21 protein-coding genes, 1 tRNA gene and 1 pseudogene are annotated in these 25,978 nt (G+C 71.5%); 16 read left to right on the plus strand and 7 right to left on the minus strand.

Going from position 1 to position 25,978, the window contains the following annotated elements; translation table 11 throughout:
• Positions 1-11: 11 nt before the first annotated feature.
• The 11 genes from bldG to ACWY4P_RS27925 all read left to right on the plus strand — a co-directional run bounded on the left by bldG (position 12) and on the right by ACWY4P_RS27925 (position 16,359).
• Positions 12-353, plus strand: a complete 342-nt coding sequence (bldG, locus tag ACWY4P_RS27875; protein WP_014178436.1) for an anti-sigma factor antagonist BldG — start codon at positions 12-14, stop codon at positions 351-353.
• 86 nt (positions 354-439) lie between these two features.
• Positions 440-874 (plus strand): ATP-binding protein, encoded by a 435-nt coding sequence (locus ACWY4P_RS27880; protein ID WP_456203079.1) that lies wholly within the window; start codon positions 440-442, stop codon positions 872-874.
• 346 nt (positions 875-1,220) lie between these two features.
• Positions 1,221-3,686, plus strand: coding sequence for a sodium-translocating pyrophosphatase (locus tag ACWY4P_RS27885; protein WP_456203080.1), 2,466 nt, complete (start codon positions 1,221-1,223; stop codon positions 3,684-3,686).
• Between the two features lie 219 nt (positions 3,687-3,905).
• A complete protein-coding gene (locus ACWY4P_RS27890; RefSeq protein ID WP_456203081.1) occupies positions 3,906-4,499 on the plus strand; it encodes a small secreted protein in 594 nt (197 codons plus the stop codon).
• 175 nt (positions 4,500-4,674) lie between these two features.
• The gene (locus ACWY4P_RS27895; RefSeq protein ID WP_456203082.1) at positions 4,675-6,249 is read left to right on the plus strand and encodes a DUF7059 domain-containing protein; all 1,575 of its coding nucleotides are present in this window, start codon (positions 4,675-4,677) and stop codon (positions 6,247-6,249) included.
• Between the two features lie 194 nt (positions 6,250-6,443).
• Positions 6,444-6,641: a hypothetical protein gene (locus ACWY4P_RS27900; RefSeq protein WP_456203083.1), complete on the plus strand. Its 198-nt coding sequence runs from the start codon at positions 6,444-6,446 to the stop codon at positions 6,639-6,641.
• Between the two features lie 210 nt (positions 6,642-6,851).
• Complete coding sequence (gene topA / locus ACWY4P_RS27905; RefSeq protein WP_456203084.1) at positions 6,852-9,734, plus strand: type I DNA topoisomerase; 2,883 nt, start codon at positions 6,852-6,854, stop codon at positions 9,732-9,734.
• 165 nt (positions 9,735-9,899) lie between these two features.
• The gene (gene tmk, locus ACWY4P_RS27910) at positions 9,900-13,145 is read left to right on the plus strand and encodes a dTMP kinase (protein WP_456203085.1); all 3,246 of its coding nucleotides are present in this window, start codon (positions 9,900-9,902) and stop codon (positions 13,143-13,145) included.
• A gap of 94 nt (positions 13,146-13,239) precedes the next feature.
• A complete protein-coding gene (locus tag ACWY4P_RS27915; RefSeq protein ID WP_456203086.1) occupies positions 13,240-14,496 on the plus strand; it encodes a DNA polymerase III subunit delta' in 1,257 nt (418 codons plus the stop codon).
• 137 nt (positions 14,497-14,633) lie between these two features.
• A complete protein-coding gene (locus ACWY4P_RS27920) occupies positions 14,634-16,175 on the plus strand; it encodes an alpha/beta hydrolase (RefSeq protein ID WP_456203087.1) in 1,542 nt (513 codons plus the stop codon).
• 107 nt (positions 16,176-16,282) lie between these two features.
• Positions 16,283-16,359: transfer RNA gene (locus ACWY4P_RS27925), tRNA-Thr, on the plus strand.
• 891 nt (positions 16,360-17,250) lie between these two features.
• Here ACWY4P_RS27925 and ACWY4P_RS27930 read toward each other — a convergent pair.
• Both ACWY4P_RS27930 and ACWY4P_RS27935 read right to left on the minus strand, forming a co-directional pair.
• On the minus strand, positions 17,251-17,472 hold the full coding sequence (locus tag ACWY4P_RS27930) for a DUF397 domain-containing protein (RefSeq protein ID WP_456203088.1): 222 nt from the start codon (positions 17,470-17,472) through the stop codon (positions 17,251-17,253).
• Positions 17,465-18,259: a helix-turn-helix domain-containing protein gene (locus ACWY4P_RS27935; RefSeq protein ID WP_456203089.1), complete on the minus strand. Its 795-nt coding sequence runs from the start codon at positions 18,257-18,259 to the stop codon at positions 17,465-17,467. Before ACWY4P_RS27935 ends, ACWY4P_RS27930 begins: the two co-directional genes overlap by 8 nt.
• Before the next feature lie 340 nt (positions 18,260-18,599).
• Between ACWY4P_RS27935 and ACWY4P_RS27940 the strand changes: the two genes are divergently transcribed.
• Both ACWY4P_RS27940 and ACWY4P_RS27945 read left to right on the plus strand, forming a co-directional pair.
• Positions 18,600-18,764: a hypothetical protein gene (locus tag ACWY4P_RS27940; protein ID WP_456203090.1), complete on the plus strand. Its 165-nt coding sequence runs from the start codon at positions 18,600-18,602 to the stop codon at positions 18,762-18,764.
• On the plus strand, positions 18,761-19,129 hold the full coding sequence (locus tag ACWY4P_RS27945; protein WP_456203091.1) for a hypothetical protein: 369 nt from the start codon (positions 18,761-18,763) through the stop codon (positions 19,127-19,129). The genes ACWY4P_RS27940 and ACWY4P_RS27945 overlap by 4 nt, the downstream gene beginning before the upstream one ends.
• 92 nt (positions 19,130-19,221) lie before the next feature.
• On the opposite strand, the gene ACWY4P_RS27950 is transcribed toward ACWY4P_RS27945, so the two are convergent.
• The gene (locus ACWY4P_RS27950) at positions 19,222-19,410 is read right to left on the minus strand and encodes a helix-turn-helix domain-containing protein (protein WP_456213075.1); all 189 of its coding nucleotides are present in this window, start codon (positions 19,408-19,410) and stop codon (positions 19,222-19,224) included.
• A gap of 66 nt (positions 19,411-19,476) precedes the next feature.
• Between ACWY4P_RS27950 and ACWY4P_RS27955 the strand changes: the two genes are divergently transcribed.
• From ACWY4P_RS27955 to ACWY4P_RS27965, 3 genes and pseudogenes are all read left to right on the plus strand, one after another.
• Positions 19,477-19,854, plus strand: a complete 378-nt coding sequence (locus ACWY4P_RS27955; protein ID WP_456203092.1) for a hypothetical protein — start codon at positions 19,477-19,479, stop codon at positions 19,852-19,854.
• Positions 19,855-19,901: 47 nt separating this feature from the next.
• A pseudogene (locus ACWY4P_RS27960) lies at positions 19,902-20,030 on the plus strand (alpha/beta hydrolase); the annotation flags it as partial.
• A 170-nt stretch (positions 20,031-20,200) separates the two neighbouring features.
• Entirely contained in the window at positions 20,201-20,572 is a 372-nt protein-coding gene (locus ACWY4P_RS27965; protein WP_456203093.1) for an SH3 domain-containing protein, read from the plus strand.
• A gap of 62 nt (positions 20,573-20,634) precedes the next feature.
• On the opposite strand, the gene ACWY4P_RS27970 is transcribed toward ACWY4P_RS27965, so the two are convergent.
• The 4 genes from ACWY4P_RS27970 to ACWY4P_RS27985 all read right to left on the minus strand — a co-directional run bounded on the left by ACWY4P_RS27970 (position 20,635) and on the right by ACWY4P_RS27985 (position 25,967).
• Positions 20,635-21,495 (minus strand): heme ABC transporter ATP-binding protein, encoded by an 861-nt coding sequence (locus ACWY4P_RS27970; protein WP_456203094.1) that lies wholly within the window; start codon positions 21,493-21,495, stop codon positions 20,635-20,637.
• Positions 21,492-22,487 (minus strand): FecCD family ABC transporter permease, encoded by a 996-nt coding sequence (locus ACWY4P_RS27975; RefSeq protein ID WP_456213076.1) that lies wholly within the window; start codon positions 22,485-22,487, stop codon positions 21,492-21,494. The genes ACWY4P_RS27970 and ACWY4P_RS27975 overlap by 4 nt, the downstream gene beginning before the upstream one ends.
• Positions 22,488-22,597: 110 nt before the next feature.
• Positions 22,598-23,254 carry a biliverdin-producing heme oxygenase gene (locus ACWY4P_RS27980; protein ID WP_456203095.1) on the minus strand — a complete coding sequence of 219 codons (657 nt, stop codon included), beginning with the start codon at positions 23,252-23,254 and terminating at the stop codon, positions 22,598-22,600.
• Positions 23,255-23,267: 13 nt separating this feature from the next.
• Complete coding sequence (locus ACWY4P_RS27985; RefSeq protein ID WP_456203096.1) at positions 23,268-25,967, minus strand: immunoglobulin I-set domain protein; 2,700 nt, start codon at positions 25,965-25,967, stop codon at positions 23,268-23,270.
• Positions 25,968-25,978: the final 11 nt, after the last annotated feature.

The following is a 25,978-nucleotide window of genomic DNA, read 5'->3' on the forward strand; positions in this document are numbered from 1 at the left end:
CTGGAGGATCCGTGGACCTGTCCCTGTCGACCCGGACCGTTGGCGACCGCACGGTCGTCGAGGTCGGTGGCGAGATTGATGTATACACCGCGCCCAAGCTGCGCGAGCAGCTGGTCGAGCTTGTCAACGACGGCAATTACCACCTGGTCGTCGACATGGAGGGCGTCGACTTCCTCGACTCCACCGGACTCGGCGTGCTCGTCGGCGGGCTCAAGCGAGTGCGGGCCCATGAGGGCTCGCTGCGCCTCGTCTGCAACCAGGAGCGCATTCTCAAGATCTTCCGTATTACCGGCCTGACCAAGGTGTTCCCGATTCACACCTCGGTCGATGACGCCGTCGCGGCGACTGACTGATCAGTCACCAACGGAAGAACGAGGGGGTACCGGGCGGGTCCGCCCGGCCCCCTGAGATGCACGCCCATACGCCCGAGGGGGATGGCATGGCCACCGTCGAACTCCGCTTCAGTGCCCTGCCCGAGCACGTCAGAACCGCGCGCCTGGTGGCGGCGGCTGTGGCGCGCCGGGCCGGGGTGGACGAGGCCGTGCTCGACGAGGTGAGGCTCGCGGTCGGCGAGGCATGCACGCGCGCGGTCGGGCTCCACCTGAGCAATGGGGTGGAGGCCCCGGTGCGGGTGGTCCTGACCGACGAGGAGAAGAAGTTCTCCATCGAGGTCGGCGACGAGTCGCCGACATCCGCCGGGCTGACGCCCGGCTCCCATCCCGACGTGGACGAGGAGCCGGCGGCCGAGGGCGAGGACGAGATGGGGCTCGCCGTCATCAGCGGGCTGGTCGACGACGTCGAGGTGACGACGGGCGAGACCGGCGGCCGGATCCGGATGAGCTGGCCCACCGCCCCTCAGTCTCTTCTGCCGTAGCTCCACAGCTCGCGCCGGGGTCCATAGCGGACGTCGGCGCAGGGTGCTCTGCCCTGCTCTGGCCATGCGCTGAGCAGGGCTTTTTATATGACACTGAGATCGTTTATCTAGATCATTATCTATGCGTCAGCGAATTAGGTGCCTTCCTTCATCCGAGGGAATTCATGAGGCCGAAACCTATTGATCTTCGCTGGTGCGGGCGAATTCCTATTCCGGCGCCCTGTTTTGATCCGGTGCCGCTCCCTACAATCCGTCCACATCTTGAGCTCAGGACGCCTGAGCGTGGCGGCTCTTCTGCGGTCGCAGAACTGCTGCGCGCCCATGTGCCAAACGTCAAGGAGGACGAATGGCGGGGCAACTCACCCCTCATCCGCTGGACCTTCCCCCAACCCTGGCCGCCGCAGAACTGACCGACGACAACAGAGTGATCGTGCTGGTGATCGCCGCGGTCGCGGTGGCGGCACTCGTGGTCGCGGTGACGCTGGTACGACAAGTGCTCGCGGCCGACGAGGGCACCGACACCATGAAGAAGATCGCCGCGGCGGTCCAGGAAGGCGCGAATGCCTATCTGGCCCGGCAGCTGCGCACTCTCGGCGTATTCGCCGCCGTGGTGTTCTTCCTGCTCATGCTGTTGCCGGCGGACGACTGGAAGCAGCGCATCGGGCGATCGGTGTTCTTTCTGATCGGCGCCGGATTCTCCGCGGCCACTGGCTATATCGGGATGTGGCTCGCGGTGCGCAGCAATGTGCGGGTCGCGGCAGCCGCCCGTGAGGCGACGCCGGAGAAGCTGTCCGGGGCCGCTCCCGTCAATGGGAGTTCCCCCTCTTCCACGCCCCCTTCCACGCCCTCTTCCCCGGGCGAATCGGGCGTCGATCTGACGGCTGTCTCGCACAAGGCCATGAAGATCGCTTTCCGTACGGGCGGCGTGGTCGGCATGTTCACCGTCGGTCTCGGCCTGCTCGGCGCGTCCTGCGTGGTGCTGGTTTACGCGGCCGACGCACCCAAGGTGCTCGAGGGCTTCGGCCTGGGCGCCGCCCTGATCGCGATGTTCATGCGGGTCGGCGGCGGCATCTTCACCAAGGCCGCCGACGTCGGCGCCGACCTCGTCGGCAAGGTCGAAAAGGGCATCCCCGAGGACGACCCGCGCAATGCCGCGACCATCGCGGACAACGTCGGCGACAACGTCGGGGACTGCGCGGGCATGGCGGCGGACCTGTTCGAGTCGTACGCCGTGACCCTGGTCGCCGCGCTGATCCTCGGCAAGGCCGCCTTCGGCGACGCGGGCCTGGCGTTCCCGCTGCTGGTCCCGGCCATCGGCGTGGTCACCGCCATGATCGGCATCTTCGCCGTGGCCCCGCGGCGCTCCGACCGCAGCGGCATGTCTGCCATCAACCGCGGTTTCTTCATCTCCGCGGTGATCTCGCTGGCGCTCGTGGCGGCCGCGGTCTTCGCCTATCTGCCGTCCAGCTACGCCGACCTGGACGGCGTCACCGACCGCGAGATCCTCGGCCACAGCGGGGACCCGCGCGTGCTCGCGCTCGTCGCCGTCGCCATCGGCATCGTGCTCGCCGCGCTCATCCAGCAGCTCACCGGCTACTTCACCGAGACCACCCGGCGGCCGGTGCGGGACATCGGCAAGACGTCCCTGACCGGTCCCGCCACGGTCGTGCTCTCCGGGATCTCGCTCGGGCTGGAGTCCGCGGTGTACTCGGCGGCGCTCATCGGCCTCAGCGTCTACGGCGCCTTCCTGCTCGGCGGCACCTCGATCATGCTGGCGCTGTTCGCGGTCGCGCTGGCCGGCACGGGCCTGCTCACCACCGTGGGCGTGATCGTCGCGATGGACACCTTCGGCCCGGTCTCCGACAACGCCCAGGGCATCGCCGAGATGTCCGGCGATGTCGAGGGCGCGGGCGCGCAGGTGCTCACGGACCTCGACGCGGTCGGCAACACCACCAAGGCGATCACCAAGGGCATCGCCATCGCGACGGCGGTGCTCGCCGCCGCGGCGCTCTTCGGCTCGTACCGCGACGCCATCGCCGAGGCGATCGCCGAGGTGCACACGACCGTGTCCGGGAAGATGAACCTGAGCCTGGACATCTCGCAGCCGAACAACCTCGTCGGGCTCATCCTCGGCGCCGCCGTCGTCTTCCTCTTCTCGGGGCTGGCGATCAACGCGGTGTCGCGGTCCGCGGGCGCGGTGGTCTTCGAGGTGCGGCGGCAGTTCCGCGAGAAGCCCGGGATCATGGACTACAGCGAGCAGCCCGAGTACGGGCGGGTCGTGGACATCTGCACCAAGGACGCGCTGCGCGAGCTCGCCACGCCCGGGCTGCTCGCCGTGCTGGCGCCGATCGCCGTCGGCTTCAGCCTCGGGGTCGGCGCGCTCGGCTCGTTCCTGGCCGGCGCGATCGGCACCGGGACGCTGATGGCGGTCTTCCTGGCGAACTCCGGCGGTGCGTGGGACAACGCGAAGAAGCTGGTGGAGGACGGCCACCACGGCGGCAAGGGCAGCGAGGCGCACGCGGCGACGGTGATCGGCGACACGGTCGGCGACCCGTTCAAGGACACGGCGGGCCCCGCGATCAACCCGCTGCTGAAGGTCATGAACCTGGTGGCGCTGTTGATCGCCCCGGCGGTGGTGAAGTTCTCCTACGGGGACAACGCCAGCCCGGGTCTGCGGGCCGGGATCGCGACGCTGGCTTTGTTGATCATCATCGCCGCGGTGTATGTGTCCAAGCGGCGCGGCATCGTGGTGGGTGACGAAGACAACACCGAGCGGGTCAGCAAGTCAGCCGACGCCGCGGTGGTGTCCTGACCCGGGGGAGCGGGCCGCGGGCCGGCGGGGGGAGAGCCCTGCGACAGGCGGGCGGACAGGGTGTGTCGGCACCCTGTCCGCCCGCCTCCGCGCCCGGCCCCAAGGTGAGGCAGACAGCACACCTGGCTTGGTTCAAATGGCTTCAGAAGGTCCCATAAGGGAGGCTCATCCCAGGGCCCCGGCCGTTCGGCCGTGTATGTTCCGGGGCCGAGAAGAGCCATGGAAGGGACCAATCCGGTGAACAAGAAGCTTGTGGCGGCACTGTCCGGCGGTGCGGCACTTGTCGTGGCGCTGACCGGCTGCGGAGGCGGCGAGAGCGAAAGCAACAAGAAGGCCAACGACTGGGCCAAGACGGTCTGCGACGAGGTGCAGCCGCAGCTGAAGAAGATCCAGAGCGCCAACGCCTCGATCCAGGCCGCGTCCGACGAGCCGGACTCCAAGAAGCTTCAGCAGACGGACTCCAAGGCCTTCCAGGACATCTCCGAGGCGTACGCGGCGCTCGGCAAGGCGGTGCAGGACGCGGGCGCCCCGCCCGTCGAGGGCGGCGAGCAGACCCAGAAGCAGGCGGTCAAGGAGCTGAACGCCACCTCCAAGGCGTACAAGGACCTCCAGACGACCGTCGACAAGCTCGACACCTCAAACAAGGCGAAGTTCGCCGAGGGCCTCAACGGCATCGCCGACGAGCTCAACAAGCTCAGCAATTCGGGTGACAAGGCCCTGAAGAAGCTGCAGGAGGGGGATGTCGGCAAGGCGATGGCCAAGCAGCCCGGCTGCCAGAAGCCGAAGGGCACCAGCACCGCGTCGCCGTCGTGACCGCGCGGGCGGCGCGCCCCCACCGCGCCGCCCGCCGCCGGCCCCACTCCAACCGCCCGCCGTCGGCCCCACTTCAACCGCCCGCCGACCGCCCCACTCCAACCGCCCGGCGCCGGCCCTCAACTGCCCCCGCCCGGCGTCGCCCGCTGTCAGTGGTTCCCCCGACAATGGGGGCGTGAGTACGCACCGACTCCCCAGCCCCGCCGGCCCCGAGCGCATCGCCCGCCTGCGCGACGCGCTGCTGGCCGCCGCCTTCACCGCCGACGGCCTGTTGGACCTGCTCGGCGCGCCCGCCTATGCCGCCCTGGCGCGCAGCGAGACCGTCCCCGCCCTGCGCGCCACGCGGGGCGGCAGCCCGCTGGAGACGCTGGTGCGGCTCTTCCTGCTGCAGCGTCCGGTGGCGTACGGGCGGGTGGCCGCCGCGCTGCCCGCCGAGGACTGCCTCGCCGACGGCTGGCTGGTGCGCGACGGCGACGAGGTGCGGGCGACCGTGGACGTGCGCCCGTACGGCGGCCCGCGGGGCGAGGACTGGTGGATCGTCTCCGACCTGGGCTGTGCGGTCGGCGGCGCGGGAGGCATCGGCGGGCCCGGTGGCGCTCCGGGCGGCGTGGACCGCTCCGGGCTCGTCCTCGGGGTCGGCGGGGCGTCCACGACCCTCGCCGGTCTCACGGTCCGCGCGCCGGTGGCCCGGGCCCTCGACCTGGGCACCGGCTCGGGCATCCAGGCGCTGCACGCCTCCCGCCACGCCGCCTCTGTCACCGCCACGGACACCAATCCGCGCGCCCTGCGCATCGCCCGGCTCACCCTCGCCCTGTCCGGCGCGGCGGAGCCCGATCTGCGGGAGGGCTCGCTCTTCGATCCGGTCGCCGACGAGACGTACGACCTGATCGTCTCCAACCCGCCCTTCGTGATCTCGCCGCCTTCCCCCGAGGGGGGCCGGCTGGTCTACCGGGACGGCGGGATGTCCGGCGACGACCTGTGCCGCACCCTGGTCCAGCGGTCCGCCGGTCATCTCACCGACGGCGGCTGGTGCCAGCTGCTGGCCAACTGGCAGCACGTGGAGGGCGAGGACTGGCGCGAGCGGATCGCCTCCTGGGTGCCGAGCGGGTGCGACGCGTGGATCGTGCAGCGCGAGGTGCAGGACATCACGCAGTACGCCGAGCTGTGGCTGCGGGACGCCGGGGCCCATCTCGCCGGCCCCGCCGCGTACGCCGCGCGGTACGACGCCTGGCTGGAGGAGTTCGAGGCCCGCAAGACCAGGGCCGTCGGGTTCGGCTGGATCACCCTGCGCAAGTCCGGGGCCGACCGCCCGGCCGTGACCGCGGAGGAGTGGCCGCACCCCGTGGAGCAGCCGCTGGGGGAGGCGGTCGTGGGCCACTTCGAGCGGCAGGACTTCCTGCGTACGCACGACGACGCGGCGCTGCTGGCCGCCCGTTTCCGGCTGGCCGACGAGGTCGTCCAGGAGCAGGTGGGGCTGCCCGGGGCGGAGGACCCCGAGCATGTGGTGCTCCGTCAGAACCGCGGCATGCGGCGGGCGACGAAGGTGGACACGGTCGGTGCGGGGTTCGCGGGGGTGTGCGACGGCACGCTCAGCGCGGGCCGCATCCTGGACGCGATTGCCCAGCTACTCGGGGAGGACCCGGTGGTGCTGCGCGACCGCACCCCCGAGTCGATCCGGCTTCTGGTCGAGCAGGGGTTCCTGCGTCCGGTGGACGAGCCGGTGGACGGGACGATGGGCGGACGGGAGTAGCCGGGGGACGAGCCGGTGGACGGACGGGGGAGCGGGGGTAGTGCGCCGGAGCGCGCGACGCTCCGGAGCCCGCCCGGATGGCAAGAAGTTGCCACCCAGGGGCGTGATCTTGGCCGGAAGCCCCGGAAGAGCGGGTTGTGCGCTGTTCACCCGCGGTTCGCGCGTACGCCTCACGCGGGTGCCACGCTCTCCCCATGGAGAGGGGACCCGCGATCTTCGCCGGTACGGCATTCGTCGTGTTCGGCGCCGCGCTGCTGCTGTGGACGGCGGCGCGGACGCGGCTGCGTGCGCCGGTCGCCCACGGTGTGAGCCCTGTCGCTTCGGCGGTCCTCTCCGTTCTCTTCGGTGCCGCCGCTCTGAGCGGCGGAATCTGGTGCCTGGTTTACGCCTGACAGGGCTCTCACACGACGCCGAGTGCCGGTCCGGGCGGCAGACAGGACGCTTGTCGGGTTACCGTTCGAGTGGCGTTGCGGGCTTTTTCCGTTTGACACGGGGCCGGGAGGTACCGTCACACTCCGCAGCGTCACCGTAGTGGTGTACGTGTACGCATAACCCGTGAGTAGTGCCCGTTCACCGAGCGTCGACCGGAGAGAAGAGCGAAGTTGTCCCCGACCAGCGAGACCGCACAGGGCGGCCGCCGACTCGTCATCGTCGAGTCGCCTGCCAAGGCGAAGACGATCAAGGGCTATCTCGGCCCGGGCTACGTCGTCGAAGCCAGCGTCGGGCACATCAGGGACCTGCCGAACGGTGCGGCCGAGGTGCCCGACCAGTACACCGGGGAGGTCCGCCGCCTCGGTGTGGACGTCGAACACGACTTCCAGCCCGTCTACGTCGTCAACGCTGACAAGAAGAGCCAGGTCAGGAAGCTCAAGGAGCTGCTCGCCGATTCGGACGAGCTCTTCCTGGCCACCGATGAGGACCGCGAGGGCGAGGCCATCGCCTGGCACCTCCAGCAGGTGCTCAAGCCCAAGGTCCCGGTCCGCCGGATGGTCTTCCACGAGATCACCAAGGACGCGATCCGCGAGGCCGTCGCCAATCCGCGTGAGCTGAACCAGCGGCTGGTCGACGCCCAGGAGACCCGCCGCATCCTCGACCGCCTCTACGGCTACGAGGTCTCGCCGGTCCTGTGGAAGAAGGTCATGCGCGGCCTGTCCGCGGGCCGCGTCCAGTCGGTGGCCACCCGCCTGGTCGTCGAGCGCGAGCGCGAGCGCATCGCCTTCCGCTCCGCCGAGTACTGGGACCTGACCGGCGTCTTCGCGACCGGCCGGGCCGGGGACACCAGCGACCCCGGCACCTTCGGCGCCCGGCTGACCGGCGTCGACGGCCGCCGTGTCGCCCAGGGCCGCGACTTCACCTCGACCGGGCAGCTCAAGGGCGGCGCCCAGGTCCTGCACCTGGACGAGGCGGGGGCCCGCGGGCTGGTCACGGCCCTCGCGGACACCGCCTTCACGGTGCGTTCCGTCGAGTCCAAGCCGTACCGCCGCTCGCCGTACGCCCCGTTCCGTACCACCACCCTTCAGCAGGAGGCCAGCCGCAAGCTGGGCTTCGGCGCCAAGGCGACTATGCAGGTGGCGCAGAAGCTGTACGAGAACGGCTTCATCACCTATATGCGTACCGACTCCACCACCCTGTCCGAGACGGCGGTGTCGGCGGCCCGGGCGCAGGTCACCCAGCTGTACGGCGCCGACTACCTGCCGGACAAGCCGCGCACCTACGCGGGCAAGGTCAAGAACGCCCAGGAGGCGCACGAGGCCATCCGCCCCTCGGGAGACCGCTTCCGCACCCCGGCGGAGACCCGTCTCACCGGCGACCAGTTCCGGCTGTACGAGCTGATCTGGAAGCGGACCGTCGCCTCCCAGATGAAGGACGCGGTCGGCAACTCCGTGACCGTCAAGATCGGCGGCCGGGCGAGCGACGGCCGTGACGCCGAGTTTTCCGCCTCCGGCAAGACGATCACCTTCCACGGCTTCATGAAGGCCTACGTAGAGGGTGCGGACGACCCGAACGCGGAGCTCGACGACCGCGAGCGGCGTCTGCCGCAGGTCGCCGAGGGCGACCGGCTGGCCGCCGAGGAGATCACCGCCGACGGCCACGCCACCAAGCCCCCGGCCCGCTACACCGAGGCCTCGCTGGTCAAGGAGCTCGAAGAGCGTGAGATCGGCCGCCCCTCGACCTACGCCTCGATCATCGGGACCATCCTGGACCGCGGCTATGTCTTCAAGAAGGGCACCGCGCTCGTCCCGTCCTTCCTGAGCTTTGCCGTGGTCAACCTGCTGGAGAAGCACTTCGGCCGACTGGTCGACTACGACTTCACCGCCAGGATGGAGGACGACCTCGACCGCATCGCGCGCGGCGAGGCCCAGGCCGTGCCGTGGCTCAAGCGGTTCTACTTCGGCGAGAGCGCCACCGCGCCCGAGGCCCGGGGCGGCGCGGCGCCGGGGCCCGTGGGCGGCGCCGCTGAGGCCGGAAACGGCGACGGCGACCACCTCGGCGGCCTGAAGGACCTGGTCACCGACCTCGGCGCGATCGACGCCCGCGAGATCTCCTCCTTCCCCGTGGGCGGCGGCATCGTGCTGCGGGTCGGCCGCTACGGCCCGTACGTCGAGCGGGCGACCGAGACCGAGGGCGAAACCGGGCAGCGCGCCGACGTCCCCGACGACCTGCCGCCGGACGAGCTGACCGTCCAGTACGCGGAGGAACTGCTCGCCAAGCCGAGCGGCGACTTCGAGCTCGGCACCGACCCGCAGAGCGGCCGCAAGATCGTCGCCAGGGACGGCCGCTACGGCCCGTACGTCACCGAGGTGCTCCCCGAGGACACCCCGAAGACCGGCAAGAACGCGGTCAAGCCGCGCACCGCCTCGCTCTTCAAGTCGATGTCCCTGGACACGGTGACCCTGGAGGACGCGCTGCGGCTCATGTCGCTGCCGCGCGTCGTCGGCACGGACCCCGAGGGCGTCGAGATCACCGCGCAGAACGGCCGCTATGGCCCGTATCTGAAGAAGGGCACCGACTCGCGCTCGCTCGACAGCGAGGAGCGGCTCTTCACGATCACTCTCGACGAGGCGCTCGCGATCTACGCGCAGCCCAAGCAGCGCGGGCGGGCCGCGGCCAAGCCGCCGCTGAAGGAGCTGGGCACCGACCCGGTCAGTGAGCGGCCGGTGGTGGTCAAGGACGGCCGCTTCGGCCCGTACGTCACCGACGGCGAGACCAACGCGACCCTGCGCCGCGACGACGACGTCGAGACGATCACCCCGGAGCGCGGCTTCGAGCTGCTCGCCGAGAAGCGCGCCAAGAGCCCGGCCAAGAAGACCGCCAAGAAGACGGCGGCGAAGAAGACGACGACGGCCAAGAAGACGGCGGCCAAGAAGACGACCGCCGCCAAGAAGACCGCCGCCAAGAAGACGACCGCGGTGAAGAAGACCGCGGCGAAGAAGACGGCGACGGCGGCCAAGGCGGCCACGAAGCCGGCGGCCGACGCCGACTGAACCAGACGGCTGAATCGGTCGGCTGAACCAGACGGCTGAACCAGGTGGCCGAGGCCCACCGAACCCGGTGGCCAAAGTCGGCTGAACCCGGCGGATCACACGGACGCCCGCCCGTTTGTTCGGGCGGGTAGCCGTGTATTCACGTGATCCGGATAGGCTGGCGGGATGACGCGAGAGCAGCCTACGGACGTGACCCCCACATCCGGCGCCCTTGCGGCGGATTCCCGCGAGCGTGCCGTACGAGCCCTGCTGCGCCATCCGCCGCTGCGCCGCCTGTGGAGCGCCCAGCTCGTCGGCGGCACGGCGGACGCGCTGGCCGTCCTGGTGCTCGTCCTGCTGTCGCTCCAGGCGTCCGTCGCCACGGGCGCCTTCGGCGACGGCTACCGCGGCGCGGCCCTCGCCGTCGCGGCGGTCCTGGGCGTGCGGCTCCTGGCGACGGTGCTGTTCGGGGCGGTGCTGCTCGGCCCGCTGTCCGCGCTGGTCGGCCCGTCGGGGCCGCTGGACCGCCGCTGGACCATGATCGGCGCGGACGTGGTGCGGCTGGCTCTGCTCGTCGTCGCCCCGCTGTGGATCGACTGGACCCCCGACGACGCCGTCGCCTGGCTGCTCATCACCACCTTCGTCATCGGCGTCGCCGAGCGGCTGTGGACCGTGGCCAAGGACGGCGCGGCGCCCGGGCTGCTCCCGGCCCCGCCGGCCGAGGGCGCGGCCGTCCGCCCGCTGCCGGACCACCTCGACGCGCTGCGCCGGCTGTGGCTCCGTACGAACTTCGTCGCACTGCCCATCGCCGCCGCCGCGCTGCTCGTCGCCACGCTCTTCGCCAGGCTGCTCGCCACCGGCGTCGTGTGGTTCGACGGCCACCAGGCGGCCCTGGGCTCGTACGTCGCCGCCGGACTCTTCTCCGCCTCCGTGTCGATCCTGTACTTCGTCGAGCTGCCCGGCGCGCAGACCCCCCGCGCGCGCTCCCCGCTGGAGGGGCTGCGCCGCCCGCGCGCCGCGTCCGGCTCCGGCCCCGACAAGGGCCGCACCGGCGCCGTCCCGCTGCTGGTCCTCGCCTGCGCCGCCGTCGCGGCCGCGGTCGCCGCCGCCGTGGGCGTGGCCGCGCTACAGGCGGTCGACCTCGGAGGCGGGCCGGTCGGCTTCTCGCTGCTCGTCCTGGCCCTCGGCGGCGGCCCGGCCGTCGGCATCCGCTGGGCCCCCAAGGTCCTGCCCGGCCTGTCGCGGCGCCGCCTGCTCGCGCTGGCGATCGCGCTGACCGGGCTGGCGCTGCTGGTCGCGGGCCTGGTCCACGACGCCACGACCGTGGTGCTGATCGCCGTGGTCGCCGGGGTTTCGGCGGGGATCGCCGCCAACACCGGTCACGTGCTGCTCGACCAGGAGACCGAGGAGTCCCGCCGGGCCCGTACGACCGAGCACCTGCACGCCGTCGTCCGCGTCTTCGTCGGGCTCGGCGCGGTCGCCGCTCCGCTGCTGGCCGCCGTGATCGGACCGCACCGGCTGGGCAGCGGCGACTTCGTCTTCGCCCACGGCGGCGCGGCCTTCACCCTCATGCTCGTCGGCGCGCTGCTGCTGCCCGTCGCCGCCCTCGTCCTCGGCAAGACCGACGACCGCCAGGGCGTGCCACTCCGGCACGACCTGCGCGAGGCGCTGCGCGGCGCCGACCCCGTGGAGGCACCGGCCGGGACCGGCTTCTTCATCGTCGTCGAGGGCGGCGACGGAGCGGGCAAGACCACCCAGGTCGAGGCGGTCGCGGAGTGGATCAGGGCCAAGGGCCACGAGGTCGTGGTGACCCGGGAGCCGGGCGCGACCGCCATCGGCAAGCGGCTCCGCTCGATCCTGCTCGACGTCTCCTCGGCCGGGATCTCGCACCGGGCGGAGGCGCTGCTGTACGCGGCCGACCGCGCCGAGCACGTCGACTCCGTGGTCCGCCCGGCGCTGGAGCGCGGCGCGGTCGTCATCTCGGACCGCTACATCGACTCGTCCGTCGCCTACCAGGGCGCGGGCCGCGACCTCGCCCCGACCGAGATCGCCCGTATCTCGCGCTGGGCGACCAACGGCCTCGTACCGCATCTGACCGTGCTGCTCGACGTCGCGCCGGAGACCGCGCGGGAGCGCTTCACCGAGGCCCCGGACCGGCTCGAGTCCGAGCCCGCCGAGTTCCACCAGCGGGTACGGAACGGATTCCTGACCCTCGCGGCGGCCGACCCGGCCCGCTACCTCGTCGTCGACGCCGGCCAGCTGCCCGAGGCCGTCACCGCCGTCGTACGCCACCGCCTGGACCTGATGCTGCCGCTGTCCGAGGCGGAGGTGAAGGCCCAGGAGGAGGCCCGGCGCAAGGCCGAGGAAGAGGCTCGCCGCAAGGCCGAGGAGGAGGCACGCCGCAAGGCGGAGGAGGAGCGGCTGGAGCGCGAGCGGCAGGAGGCCCTCGCCAAGGCGCGCGCCGAGGAAGAGGAGCGCAAGCGCATCGAGCTGGAGGAGGCCCGCCAGCGCGAGGCCGAGCGGCAGGCGGAGGAGGCCCGCAAGCGGGCCGAGGACGCCCAGCGGCGCGCCGAGGAGGAGCGCAAGCGCATCGAGGCCGAGGACCGGGCCCGCGCCGCCGAGGAGGAGCGGCGCCGCCGCGAGGCCGAGGAGGAGGCCCGGCTGCGGGCCGAGGCGGAGGAGCGCCGCCTGGAGAAGCAGCGCAAGGCGGAGGAGGCGCTGCTGCGGGCCGAGGAGGCGCGGCTGGCGGCGGAGTCGGGCACGTCCGGCTCCGCGAGCACGCCGCCCGCCCCGCCGGTCCCGGCTGCTCCCCCCTCCGCGGGTGCTTCCCCGACCGCGGGTGCTGACGCGCCGACCGTCGAGACCCCGGCCGCGGTCCCGCCGCCGGCCCCCGCCCCGGCCGACGACGCGGACACGACGAAGACCGTCCAGACACCGCGCGTCGACCTCGGGACCGCCCGCCCAGGCGGAGGGGCCGCCGACGCCGACGCGACCGCCGTGCTGCCGCCCGTACGGCCCCAGGGCGGCTCGGACGCCGAGGAGACGGCCGTACTGCCCCAGCCGCCCTCCCCGCAGGCGGGCGCGGCCGACGAGACAGCCGTCCTGCCGCCCGTACGGGACGACCGGCCCGCCGAGTCCCGGTCCGGCGACTCCCGGTCGGGCGACCCGGCGGACCGGGTGCCGCCGTGGCTGTTCCGGCCGGAGGAAGGCGCTGCGCAGGACAGCGGGCAGGGCGGCGGGCAGGGCAACGAGCGCACCCGCGAGCTCCCGCAGTTCGGCGAGGGGCAGCCGCCCCGGCAGCCCGAGCCGCCGCGCCGCCCCCGGCAGCGGCCCCGCCCGGAGTGGGCGGAGGAGACCCCGCTGGACGACCTGCCGACGCTGGCCGACGAGCTGCTGGGCCCGCATGACGACGAGGACGGGCGCCGCCGCTGACCTGGTGAGGCTGCCCGCGCTGCCCGCGCTGTCGGTGCTTGTCAGCGGGATGACCCACAATGGGATGCCCTGAGGACGAGCGGCGGAGGCGGTCATGGCGGTGTGGGACGACCTGGTCGGACAGGACCGGGTGGCGAGCCAGCTGACCGCTGCCGCGCGCGACGCGGACGCGCTGGTCGCGGCCGCCGCGTCCGACGCCGCGTCGGCCGCCGCGCCCGCGGGTGAGTCGGCCGGCGCCGGGAGCGAGCCCCCCGCCTCGTCGAAGATGACCCACGCCTGGCTGTTCACCGGCCCCCCCGGCTCCGGCCGTGCCGCCGCTGCCCGCGCCTTCGCCGCCGCGCTGCAGTGCGTCAGCCCCGACCGGGCGCTCGGCGGCGCCCCCGGCTGCGGCTTCTGTGAGGGCTGCCACACCACGCTGATCGGGACGCACGCCGACGTCGATGTGGTGCGTACGGACCAACTGAGCATCGGCGTGAAGGAGACCCGCGACCTCGTCCGCCGCGCCCAGCTCTCGCCGGCCGGCGGCCGCTGGCAGGTGATCGTCATGGAGGACGCCGACCGCCTGACCGAGGGCGCGGGAAACGTCCTGCTGAAGGCCGTCGAGGAGCCCGCGCCTCGTACGGTGTGGCTGCTGTGCACGCCCTCCCTGGAGGATGTGCTGCCCACGATCCGCTCCCGCTGCCGGCTGCTGACCCTCCGCACGCCGCCGGTGGACGCCGTCGCGGACCTCCTCGTCCGCCGGGACGGCATCGAGCCCGGGCTCGCCGCCTCCGTGGCCCGGGCCACCCAGGGCCATATCGACCGGGCCCACCGGCTGGCCACTGACGAGCGGGCGCGGGCCCGCCGCGCGGCGGTGCTGAAGATGCCCCTCCGGGTCGACGACGTGGGCGGCTGCCTGAAGGCCGCCCAGGAGCTGATCGACGCGGCGACGGAGGACGCCAAGCAGGTCGCGGAGGAGACCGACACCAAGGAGACCGAGGAGCTGCGCGCCGCCCTGGGAGCCGCCGCCGGGACGGGCGGACGGCTGCCGCGCGGCACCGCCGGAGCCATGAAGGAGCTCCAGGACCGCCAGAAGCGCCGCGCGACCCGCACCCAGCGCGACAGCCTCGACCTCGCCCTGACCGATCTCGCGGGCTTCTACCGGGATGTGCTCGCGCTCCAGTTCGGCTCGCGTACGGCCCTCGCCAACACCGACGTCCAGGACGCGATCGAGCGGATCGCGGCCGGCTCCAAGCCGGAGCGGACGCTGCGCCGGATAGAGGCGATCAGGGCCTGCCGTGAGGCGCTGGACCGCAATGTGGCGCCGCTGCTTGCGGTCGAGGCCATGGCCATGGCGCTGCGCGCGGGCTGAGCCCGCGGCATCCGCGATCACCCGTACTACGAGTCCGCCCTTGTCCACAGGCGTGATCCACAGGCGTGTCCACCAATGAGCACGGAACGCGTCGATGCGGCTACGCTCCGGATATCCGAACCGATCGAGGACTGCCGATGGACATCCGCCGCAGCACGCTCAACGCCACCGGCGCCGCCTTCGCGGCCGTCGCCCTGCTGCTCTCCGGCTGCACCTCCGGCGCCGCCTCGCCGCGCACCCCACCGCCGACGAAGGCGGCGGCCCGGGCCGCCCTCGCGGCGTACTACGAGCAGAAGCTGAGCTGGCAGGAATGCGCCGGGGGCGCGGGCTTCGAGTGCGCCACGCTGAAGGCCCCGCTGGACTACACCCGGCCCGCCGACGGCCATGACCTGAAGCTCGCGGTGTCCCGCAAGAAGGCCAGTGGCCCGGGCAAGCGGCTCGGCTCCCTCATGGTCAATCCCGGCGGCCCGGGCGGCTCCGCGATCGACTATCTGCAGAGCTACGCGGGCATCGGCTACCCGGCCCGGGTCCGCGCCCGCTACGACATGGTGGCCATGGACCCGCGCGGCGTGGCCGCCAGCGAGCCCATCACCTGTCTGGGTGACAAGCAGATGGACGTCTTCACCCAGACCGACCAGACCCCCGACGCCCCCGCCGAGACCCGTCGCCTCGTCGCCTCGTACCAGAAGTTCGCGCGCGGCTGCGCGACCCGCTCGGGCGAAATCCTCGGCCATGTCTCGACCGTGGAGGCGGCGCGCGACATGGACCTGCTGCGGGCGGTCCTGGGCGACCGGAAGCTCACCTACGTCGGCGCCTCGTACGGCACCTTCCTCGGCGCGACCTACGCCGACCTCTTCCCACGCCGCGTCGGCCGCCTCGTCCTCGACGGCGCGCTCGACCCGGCGTTGTCCTCCGAACAGATCAACCGCGACCAGACCGCCGGCTTCGAGACCGCCTTCACCGCCTTCGCCAAGGACTGCGTGCGTCGCACGGGCTGCCCCCTGGGCACCGGGGACGTCACCCAGGCCCGCGAGCGGCTCACGGCCTTCTTCACCCGCCTGGACGCCCACCCCGTGCCCACCGGCGAGCCCCGCCGCCTCGGCGAGTCCCTGGCCACCACCGGCGTGCTCGCCGCCCTCTACGACGAGGGCGCCTGGCCCCAGCTGCGCACCGCCCTCCGCTCGGCGATGCGCGGCGACGGCAGCGGCCTGCTCACCCTCGCCGACCTCTACTACGAGCGCGACGGCGACGGCTCGTACGCCAACCTCATGTACGCCAACCCCGCCGTCAACTGCCTCGACCTCCCGCCCGCCTTCCACACCCCCGCCGATGTCCGCAAGTCCCTGCCCACCTTCCAGAAGGCATCCCCCGTCTTCGGCAAGACCCTCGCCTGGTCCGCCCTGAACTGCGCCTACTGGCCCGTGCGCCCCACCGGCACCCCCCACCCCCTGCACGCCAAGGGCGCCGCCCCCATCGTCGTCGTCGGCACCACCCGCGACCCCGCCACCCCCTACACCTGGGCCCGCTCCCTGGCCTCCCAGCTCTTCTCCGCCACCCTCCTCACCTACGACGGCGACGGCCACACCGCCTACGGCCGCGGCAGCACCTGCATCGACACCGCCATCGACACCTACCTCCTGACCGGCACCCCGCCGTCCCCCGCCAAACGCTGCACCTGACCAGCGGGAACGCCTCACGCCCGGTTCGAGATCAACCCCGTACGGAGCACCCCTCGAAACTGTGTAGACTTGGCGACGCTGCTGATGCCAGTCTGGCCAGGCGGCATGCCGCCTTAGCTCAGTCGGCCAGAGCGACGCACTCGTAATGCGTAGGTCAAGGGTTCGATTCCCTTAGGCGGCTCCACTGGAACCCCAGCCCAGACAGTGTCTGAGCTGGGGTTTTTGGTGTCAGCGGATACGGCGGCGCCGCGCGCGGGCCGTCCGGCTGTTGATGGTGAGCATGTCCACGTCCGGCCCACGGACAATGATCTTGCAGTGAGGACACAGCGATGAATGCCTGGTTACTCTCGTGCAATCGCAGGAAGTTCGACCTCGACAGGTTCCGGTTTGACGGCCAGAAGCTGACGTCATGGAGTGTTCATCGGTTCCGGGGCGAGCTGGGGGTGGGGGACCGGTTCGTTCTGTGGCTATCGGGGGCTGACGGCGGCCTTGTTGCACGCGGTCACCTGACAGGATCACCCTCCAGGGATGCGTCCAATGACGCCTCGTATTGGCGTGAAGCCCCAGGCGTTCGCTGGTACGTCCCATTGGAGGTGGACCACTGGCTGGACGCGCCGATTCCTCGCGAGAGCTTCCTGGACGATCCGGCAGTGGTAGGGGCCAGCATCGTCGCACAACCGTTTGCGGGAAATCCGCATCGATTGTCGGAGGAGCAGTGGAATGTAGCCCGTCGGCTCTTCCAGGAGGCGGCGGAAACCCCTGGTGCCCAGGGGCAGGTACAGGCCTTGGGCGTCGCGTCATCGGGCGGCTCGGCCGACATTCCCGTTGGTGGTGCTTACCGGGCGGTGGGGGAGAGTGCACCGCCAGCGATCGGTCGACGGGGCGTTCCTGACCCTGATCTTGTGGGCAGGAACTTCGCGGCGCACAGCCGGCTTCAAGGGCGAGGATCGTACGCGCTGTTCTATGGGTTGAGCGCGAGCCAGCCGAAGGCCGCTGGCTCGGCATCTGCCGTCGGGCCGGAGTCGAACTCGCGTGGCCCGGCAGTGAGGATCGGGTGTGCAACTTGGCGGGCTGCTCAGGTGGGGAAATTCCCGTCCTTGAGGGCTGCGAGGAACAACGACCAACTGTCCGCGGAGAAGACCACCGCGGGGCCGTGGACGGTCTTGGAGTCACGGACGGGGACGCCTGACGGGTAGTCGTCCAGGATTTCTATGCAGCTGTCCGCGTTGTTCCCGCTGTAGGACGACTTGCGCCAGCCGCTCAGCCTGCCAGCATCCAGGATGGTGTGCTCAGCCATGGTGTCCGTATTCCTCCGCTGTTGCCCTCAACAAGGCGAGTGATTCCTTCCGCGGCAGTGCGTCGCTCAGTGCGCAATCGTAGGAGGCCCGGAGCCGTTCGACCAGAAGCGGACTGTCGTGCAGCTTCGCCATGTGCACTGCTTCGGTATAGGCCACCGGGGGCTGATCCTCGAACCACATCAGAGTCAGCATGCTCTGCTGGAGCGGATGAGCGCCAAGGGTGTTCGGAAGTACGTGAACACGTACTCGCCGGTCCTCCGTCAAGCGCACGATGTGCATGATCTGTTCCGCCATGACATCCGGTCCGCCCACCTGGCGACGCAGCACCGCTTCGTCCAGCAGCACCCACACTACGGGCGTCACCGGGGCGTTGAGGATCTTCGCGCGCTCAAGCCGTGTGCGAACGATCCTGTCACACTCGTCCTCACTCCAGAGAGGGACGGCGGTCTCCAAAACCGCACGCATGTACCTCTCTGTCTGAAGAATGCCGGGCACGAGTGTCAGGGCGAACTCGCGGATGGCCGTCGCCTGTTGTTCGAGTCGCCGGGCCGTTTCGAAGTAGTCGGCGACCGGTGCGTCATCACTCGGCAGGAAGCTGCTCAGCACATTACCCGTGTTCAGAGCCCGGTCCAGGCGCCGCGCGTCCTCCTTGGACGGGAAGCGGCGGCCCGCCTCGATGTGTGCGATGTGCGAGCGGGTCATGAATGCTGCGTCGGCCAGCTCCTGCTGGGTCATGCCCGCCGCTTCGCGTTGCTCCCTGAGCCATTGGCCGTACGTGTTGCCCACCGTCAACCCCCTTGTGACAAAACCTCTGTCACCTGCTGATTACTGGCGAGCCTAACCCGTTCCGTCTCACTCTGTGAGTGGATCGCTACACAGCGATGTCCACATGAAGGACCCCCGCGACCGCTAGCGACGGCCCGGGGCGTGGCCATCAACGACCCAAGGAGTTGACGACATGCTGGACTTTATCGCCCGCCTCATCGAGCCGCTGCTGCGAATGCTCTGGCCCGCCCCGGGCCGCCACCGCGCACCATTAATCACCGCCGCTCCCACCACGCCGACCATGCCTATGACCGCCGCCGGGCCACGGGCCGTTGCCCCGTCCGTCGGGGCCGTGCGGGCCGTGCCATGTACCGGGGAGGCCCCACTCGTCCGCCCGTACGTCGTCGCCCAGGAACGGCGTGTGGAGGCGCGGCGACAGCGGGCACGACGCCGGGCGCTCTGGCTGGCGCTGCACGGTGTCGACATCGGCCCGCGCCTCATCCACGGTGTGGAGGTGACCACGTGATCAGGCTGCCGAGCGGGGCTCGACTGCTCCCGTGGTCCACTCCGGAGGGGAAGCCCTGTTACGTCGTCGGTGACGGGACCGGGTACGTGTCCCGTGTCGCCGACAACGTCGAGCGCGTGCAGCTCGACATGGCCGCCAAACTGCTCGGCCACGCCGACGACATGCTTGCCGACCGCAAGGCCACCCCCGTGCAACTCCGATTTCTCGCCACACGCCTGGCCGAGTCCCTGCGCGATGCGCACCGGATCGCCGAGAGCCGGGGCGCCCGGCTGCCCGTAGGCGAGGACGCCCACAATCCTCACGTCGAGCCTGATGAGGACCCCGACGGCCCCGACAAGCGCGCCCCGCTCCTGACAGAGACCTGAGCCGCATCCGCCGAGCCCGGCGATGCTTACCGCTCGCAGCCCTGGTACGCGTGACGCCGCCCTGTGCCGTATCAACGCCGGGACCGGCCGGGTCACAGGGCCTGGAAGTGCCTCTTGCGGTACTCGCCCGGTGAGATCTCGTAGGCCTTCTTGAAGGCTCTGCCGAACACCGCGTCGTCTCGGAAGCCCCAACGGGCGCGGATGACGGCGACGGTTCGGGTGCTCAGCCGCCACCTGACACGGCACCTCCATCCGGACCGCCGACTTCCCCCAGCGAACAGCCCGGGCGCCGGCGCGCCCCGCGCAGTGCTCGGCGACGCCTGCTTCTGGCCGCGGGCCTGGGGTTGGTGCTCCTGCTGTCCCTCGGCCTCGTCTTACTGCCGTTCAGCCCGTTCAGCCCGTTCGACTCCAGGCCATCATCCCCGGCCCCGACGAGCGGGTGCCGCGACTACGACGCGGAGATTCGTGCCTATGGTGTCGGGACAATCTGCTGGACATCGGCCAGAGCCACGGTGACCGGATATGTGAAGAACCCGGATGTCACCGGGAATGCGGTGGCCCAGCTGTGTATCTCCAATCAGCCGAACGTCTGCTCGCAGACCATTGATCTGGCTGTTGCGGGGCCGGGCGGCACCTCCCGGTACCACCGGACGGTCACCCTTCCGGTCGGGCATGGTGTGTGGGTCCGCACCTGCGCGGAGGATCTCTGCACCCAATGGGACTAGGGCCTGTCCGGAGTTCTGATCACGTGGCGTCGCCGTCATCGACGCGCCCGGTCACGGCGGCCGACCCCAGGATCACCGCCGCGGTCTTCGGCGTCTTCTGGCACGAGTCGCTGGCCGAGACGGCGAAGCGGATCACCATCCCGATCGAGTTCGTGCTCCAGTGGGACGACGAGCACCACCTCGGCCCCCAATAGGGCGGCCGCCGCAGGGGTGAAAACCAGCCAGCGTGTGGTGCACGATCTCCGTGGCTGAAAATGATCTAACCCATGGCTGGATTCGTACATATGCTCGACGAGCAAACGATCGTGGGACGTCATGAGGATGGCCCCCACAGAGCAAAGGGAACGTGTTGAAGAGAAACAAGATGTGGGCAGCGGTCGCTCTGCCTCTCCTGGTCGGCTCGGCCACCTTGGCTGCCGCCCCATCGGCCGGTGCCGCCACCACGGGCACCGCCGCATGCACCCACCCGTCCTGGTCCGACAAGGACACCGGGACCGGCTATCTCCTGGACCGGGATGGCTCCGCGCCGCTGCGCAGCGGCCCTAACGCCGAGTGCTCGACGAGCATCACCGTCTTTTCCGGTCGTCTCTCCTACGACTGCTACGTGGTCAACTCCGCGGGCAACACCTGGACCCATGCGAAATACGACGACACCGGGACCAGGGGCTGGATCTGGGACGGCAACCTGAACGACGGCGGTGCGCAGACGCCCTGCTGACGTGATGACGTCTTGAGGCGGGGCGGCAGAACGCGGCTGCCCCACCTCTGTAGGGACTCCGACTACCGCGCCGTGGTGCGTCTCGGCACGACGAGCGGGGTGCCCGTGTGGGGGTGGGGCAGGACGTCGACGGGCTGGCGGTAGACGTGGGTGAGCAGGTCGGCCTGGAATGCCTCGGCGGGTGGGCCCATGGCGGCGATGCGGCCGTTGTGGAGTACGGCGGTGCGGTCCGCGTAGGCGGCGGCGAGGCCCAGGTCGTGGAGGACGACCACGACGGCGTCCCCTGCTGCCGCACGGCGACGGCAGATGCGTAGGACCAGTTCCTGGTGGCGCAGGTCGAGGGCTGCGGTCGGCTCGTCGAGGAGGAGCAGGGGCGTCTGTTGGGCGAGGACGCGGGCGAGGGCCACGCGGGCCTTTTCGCCGCCGGAGAGGGCGGAGAAGGGGCGGGTGGCGAAGGCGGTGGTCTCGGTCTGGGCGAGCGCGGAGGCGACGACGGTGTCGTCGTGGTCCTCGCCTGGGGTGCCGGACCAGGGGGCCCGGCCCATGCGTACGACCTCCTCGACGGTGAACGGGAAGGCGAGGGAGGCCGACTGGGGCAGGACGGCGCGGCGCAGGGCCAGTTCGGGGGCGGACCAGGCGGGGGCGTCGCGCCCGCAGATGACGACCTGGCCTTGGTGCGGGGTCAGGTCGGCGGCGAGGGCGGCGAGGAGGGTGGACTTGCCTGCGCCGTTCGGGCCGACGAGGGCGAGGACTTCGCCCTCGTGGGCGGTGAGGTCGACTCCGGTGAGTACGTCGTGCGAGCCCAGGCGGATGTGCAGGTTGTGGACGGTGGCGACGGCGGCCCCGGGTTCGTACGGGGTGGGGGGTGCGGTTCGGTGGGGGGTGGTGAGGAGTGACTTGAGGAGGGGGAGCGGCGGCTTCACGCCCAGCCTCCCTGTCGGCGTCGGGTGCGGCGCAGCAGCCAGAAGAAGAACGGGCTGCCGAGGAACGCGGTGAGCACGCCGAGGGGCAGTTCGGCGGGTGCGGCCAGGGTGCGGGCGGCGAGGTCGCCCGCGAGGAGCACCGCCGCGCCGCCGAGCGCGCTGCCGAGGACCAGAAAGCGGTGCCCGGGGCCGGCGGCCATGCGCAGCAGATGCGGTACGACCAGGCCGACGAACCCGATGACGCCCGAGACGGCGACGGCGGCGGCCGTCAGCAGGGCGATGACCAGGATGAGCGCGATCCGCAGCCGCTCCACGTCCACGCCCAGGTGGCGGGCCGGGCGCTCGCCGAGGGCGAGGAGGTCGAGGCGGCGGGCGTGGAGCGGAGCGGCGATCAGGCCCAGGAGCGTGCACGGCAGGACCGCGAGGACCTTCGGCCAGGTGGCCTGGGCGAGCGAGCCGAGCTGCCAGAAGGTGATCTGGTTGATGGCGGCGGTGTCCGCGAAGAAGATGAACAGGCCGATCACAGCGCCCGTGAACGCGTTGACGGCGATGCCGGTCAGGATCAGGGTGACCACCTCGCTGCGCCCGCCCGACCTGGACATTCCGTAGACGAGCAGCACGGTCGCCAGGCCCGAGACGAAGGCGGCGGCGGGGACGGTCCAGTTGCCGAGGAAATTCAGCCCGAGCGAGATGCAGCCCACCGCGCCGACCGCCGCCCCCGAGGAGACGCCGATGACACCGGGCTCGGCCAGTGGGTTGCCGAACACGCCCTGCATGAGCGCTCCCGCGCAGCCCAGCGAGGCCCCCACGAGCAGGGCGAGCACGATGCGCGGGAAGCGCACGTTCCACAGCACCGATTCGCCGACCCGGTCCAGGGCCGCGCCGCCGAGCCCGATGCGGTGCTGGATCGAACCGAGCACCTCCCCGATCGCGAGGGGATACGCGCCGAGCCCGGCGGAGGCGAGGACGAGCAGGATGAGTGCCATGGCCATGGCTGCGGTCAGGAGCCAGGTGGTGCCCCGGCCGCCGCCTCGCGCCAGAGGTACCGGCGCGGTGGGTGCCGGGGTTCGCGGTGGGGTCAGCTGGGTGCCGGGATTCGGGGTCACGCCGCCGGCCTGGCTTCCTCGCCCAGTGCGCGGAAGACGGCCCCGTTGAAGTCGAAGGCGCGGTTGCACTCGTCGATGACGCGCTGCTTCTCCAGGTCGTCCACCGCGATCGCGTCCAGCAGCGCGCGGTAGTCCCGCTTGAAGGCGGCCGGATTGGCGATGCGTTCGAAGACATAGAACCGGACGCCGTCTCCCCGGTGCGCGAACCCCCAGATCTTCTCGGCCTTGGCACGGATGATCTGACCACCCGACAGATCGCCCAGGTAGCGGGTGTAGTGGTGCGCGACATACCCGGCGGGCCAGGTTCTGGCGCACTCCCCGACCCGTGCCGCGTACGCCAGCGTGGCGGGCAGGGCGCTGATCCGCTCGCGCCAGCCGGGTCCGCGCAGATGGGAGAGGTCGCGTTCGATCTCGCAGACGCGGAACAGATCGGGCCGGATGAACGGCCCGGCGACCGGGTCGTCCCGGAGGGCGTGGGCGGAGTCCTCGAGCGCCTGGTAGACGTACCAGAGCTGTTCCGTGTAGCGCGTGTACGCCTCCACGCCGAGCGCGCCGCCGAGGAGGTTGGTCATGAAGCTGGAGTTCTCGGCCTCGGTGTGCTGCTCATGCGAGGCCGTGCGGATCAGCGTGGAGAACGGGACGTTCTGGTGCACAGCGGACCTCCAGTCAGTTGTCGACAGCGCGTCGGGAACTTCGCGAGTGGACCAGCCAGCCCGCCGCGATCAGCAGGGCGGCCACCGCGGCGAGGCCGAGGACCGTGATGCCGGTGGCGGCCAGGCTGCCGGAGGGACCGGTCGTGGATGTCGCTCCGCCTCCGGAACTGCCGCCGCTCGCCGTGCCGCCGGTCGAGTCGGAGCCCGACGAGCCGCTGGTCCCTCCGTCGTCCGCTCCGGTGTCGTCGTCCGTGTCCACCGGGGGCTGGCCCACGAAGGACACCGGGACCTTGACGTCCTGGGAGCGGTCTCCGGAGAGGGTGTGGTCGGCCCGGGTGGCCAGGACGCAGGTGACCTTGAAGCAGTCGGTGTACTCGTCCTTGGCGCCGACGGTGAGTTCGACCTCGAAGGTGCCTCTCTCGCCGTACGGGATCGCGAGCTCCTCGCCGTAGTCGGGCGGGGCGGAGGAGATCCACGCGGAGGTGTGGGAGCCGCCGGTCATATCGACCCCGCCGATGCAGGGTGTGGGCAGTTCGCCGTCGCCGTTGTCGACGCACAGGGCGACGTAGATGCCCTTGGTCTCGTCGTAGCCGCTGCCGGTGATCTTCAGCTTCTGGTCGTCGACGGCCAGGTTGTTGACGGGGGTGACGGTGAGTTTCTGGCCCTCGGGGCCGGTGACGGTCTTCGCGCCGGACGGTTCGCCGTCGCCGTGTCCGTTCCCGCCGTCGCCGCCCGGGCCGTCGCCCTCCTCGGTGACGGTGAGCGTCACCGATGCGGTGCGGGTGGTTCCGCCGGCGTTGGTGAACTCGGCGCGGTATCGGTACCCGTCGTGTGCGGCCCGCGCGGCGAAGGTGTACGCGTTCCCGGTCGCGCCCTCGACATCGGTCCAGGTCCGGGACCCGTCGCGGCTGACCTGCCAGCGTACGGAGGGCTTCGGCTCACCCTCGGCGGCGGCGGTGAACGTGACCGTCTCGCCGGGCCTCGCCGACCGGTCCGTGGGCGCCTGGGTGACCTTCGGCGACATCCGGCGGACCAGCTTGGTGATCTTGCCCTCGGCGGGGCTGGTGACATAGACGGTGCCGCCGCCCGGGGCGACGGCGAGCGCCGCCGAGCCGGACTGGGAGTGGTTGCCCGCCAGGGTGACCGGCTCCGCGGCCTCCTTGTACGTCGTGGTGTCGTACACCGTCAGCGAGCCGTTGTTGTCGTCCCCGCCGCCCGTGTCGCCGCCGTCCTGGCGGACGACGAAGGCGCGGCCGGTGGAGGTGTCGAAGGCGGCGGCAGCGGCCCCGTCGGCTCCGTCAGTTCCGTCGGTGCCCTCGATGGTGGCCAGCCGCTCGGCGTCCCGGTCGAAGACGAGAACGGAGCCGCCGACGCCCACCCAGACATTGCCGGTGGCCGGGTCCGTCTCGACGAACCCGACGGCGCCGTTCGGGAGCTGCGCGGTGGCGGTGACGGTGAACGCCGTGGTGCCGGAGATGTCGACGCGGCGCAGCGGTCCGCCGGAGGAGCCGGCGGACCAGGCTGCCTTGCGGGCCGGGTCGACGGCCAGGCGCCGACCGCCCTCGAGGGTGATGGTGCGCCGTGCGGTGCCGGTGGCGGTGTCGATCTCGGAGAGGGCGTCGCCCTGGGCGACCAGGACTGTTGAACCTGCCGTGCCGGTGGTGCCGGGGCCGATGTCGGTGATGGCGGCGCCGGTCAGCCACACACCCCGCGCCGCGGCGTCGCCGTCCTTGGCGGTGCCGACCCCGCGCAGCGGGTAGCGGTAGACCACCCCGTCGCCGGGGAGCGGGGCGGCGATCGGGGCCGCGGCCGCAGGACGCAGGGCGCCGGTGGCGCTCGGCGCCTGGCTGATCCGGCTGCGTACCGCTCCGTCGCCCGGGTCGAGGACGTACAGGCCCCGCTCGTCGACGTCGGCGGTGTCGGGGAGGTTGTCCGCGCCGACGTAGAGGGTGCGCGAGTCCGGGTGCAGCAGGACGTCGAGCGGCTTGCCGGCTCCGGCGAACTGTGCGGCGGAGCGGTACGTGACGGTGCCGGCGGGCACGTCCACCCCGCCGCCGTCACCGTCGCCCGGGTCACCGCCGCCGGGGGCCTGGCCCTTGAAGGTGACGGGGATACGGACGTCCTGGGAGCGGTCGCCGCCGGCCCGGTGGTCGACCCGGGTGACGACCGCGCAGGTCACCTCGGAGCAGTCCAGGCCGTCGCCTTCGGCCTTGACCTCGATCCCGACGTCGAACGTGCCGCCGTCGCCGTACGCGATGGCGAGGTCGCCCTCGTACGGGCCGCCCTTGGGCACGATCCACTGCGAGGAGCCGCCGCCACCGGTCATGTCGGCGCCGCCCAGACAGGGGGTGGGGATCCGGTTGTCGCCGTTGTCCTTGCAGAGGGCGACGTAGATGCCCTTGGTGTTGTCGTAACCCTCGCCGGTCACGCGGATCGTGTCGCCGTCCGGGTCGAGGTTCGCGGAGGCGGAGACGGTGAGTTTCTGACCGTGCTTGCCCAGGCCGGTCTTCGGCGTGTCGGCGGCCTGTACGGCCGGGCCCGCGGCGACCGAGGCGCACAGCAGGGCGACGGCCGGCAGGAGGCCGCGCAGCCGGGGTCTGGCGAATCGGGGCTTGGCGAGTCGGGGCTTGGCGAGTCGGGGTCTGGCTGGTCGGGGTCTGCGTCTGTGTGGTCCGGTGCCCGGGCGGTGCCGGGCTGTCGTGGTGTCTGTCATCGAAATCCTCA

The sequence above is a fragment of the Streptomyces sp. LZ34 genome (genome assembly GCF_053890475.1).

Excerpts from the sequence above, each read along its gene's own strand:
- ACWY4P_RS27880 (WP_456203079.1), top strand. The coding sequence starts at position 440 with ATGGCCACCGTCGAACTCCGCTTCAGTGCCCTGCCCGAGCACGTCAGA.
- ACWY4P_RS27885 (WP_456203080.1), top strand. The coding sequence starts at position 1,221 with ATGGCGGGGCAACTCACCCCTCATCCGCTGGACCTTCCCCCAACCCTG.
- ACWY4P_RS27890 (WP_456203081.1), top strand. The coding sequence starts at position 3,906 with ATGGAAGGGACCAATCCGGTGAACAAGAAGCTTGTGGCGGCACTGTCC.
- ACWY4P_RS27900 (WP_456203083.1), top strand. The coding sequence starts at position 6,444 with ATGGAGAGGGGACCCGCGATCTTCGCCGGTACGGCATTCGTCGTGTTC.
- tmk (WP_456203085.1), top strand. The coding sequence starts at position 9,900 with ATGACGCGAGAGCAGCCTACGGACGTGACCCCCACATCCGGCGCCCTT.
- ACWY4P_RS27915 (WP_456203086.1), top strand. The coding sequence starts at position 13,240 with ATGGCGGTGTGGGACGACCTGGTCGGACAGGACCGGGTGGCGAGCCAG.
- ACWY4P_RS27920 (WP_456203087.1), top strand. The coding sequence starts at position 14,634 with ATGGACATCCGCCGCAGCACGCTCAACGCCACCGGCGCCGCCTTCGCG.
- ACWY4P_RS27930 (WP_456203088.1), bottom strand. The coding sequence starts at position 17,472 with ATGGCTGAGCACACCATCCTGGATGCTGGCAGGCTGAGCGGCTGGCGC.
- ACWY4P_RS27975 (WP_456213076.1), bottom strand. The coding sequence starts at position 22,487 with ATGGCCATGGCACTCATCCTGCTCGTCCTCGCCTCCGCCGGGCTCGGC.
- ACWY4P_RS27985 (WP_456203096.1), bottom strand. The coding sequence starts at position 25,967 with ATGACAGACACCACGACAGCCCGGCACCGCCCGGGCACCGGACCACAC.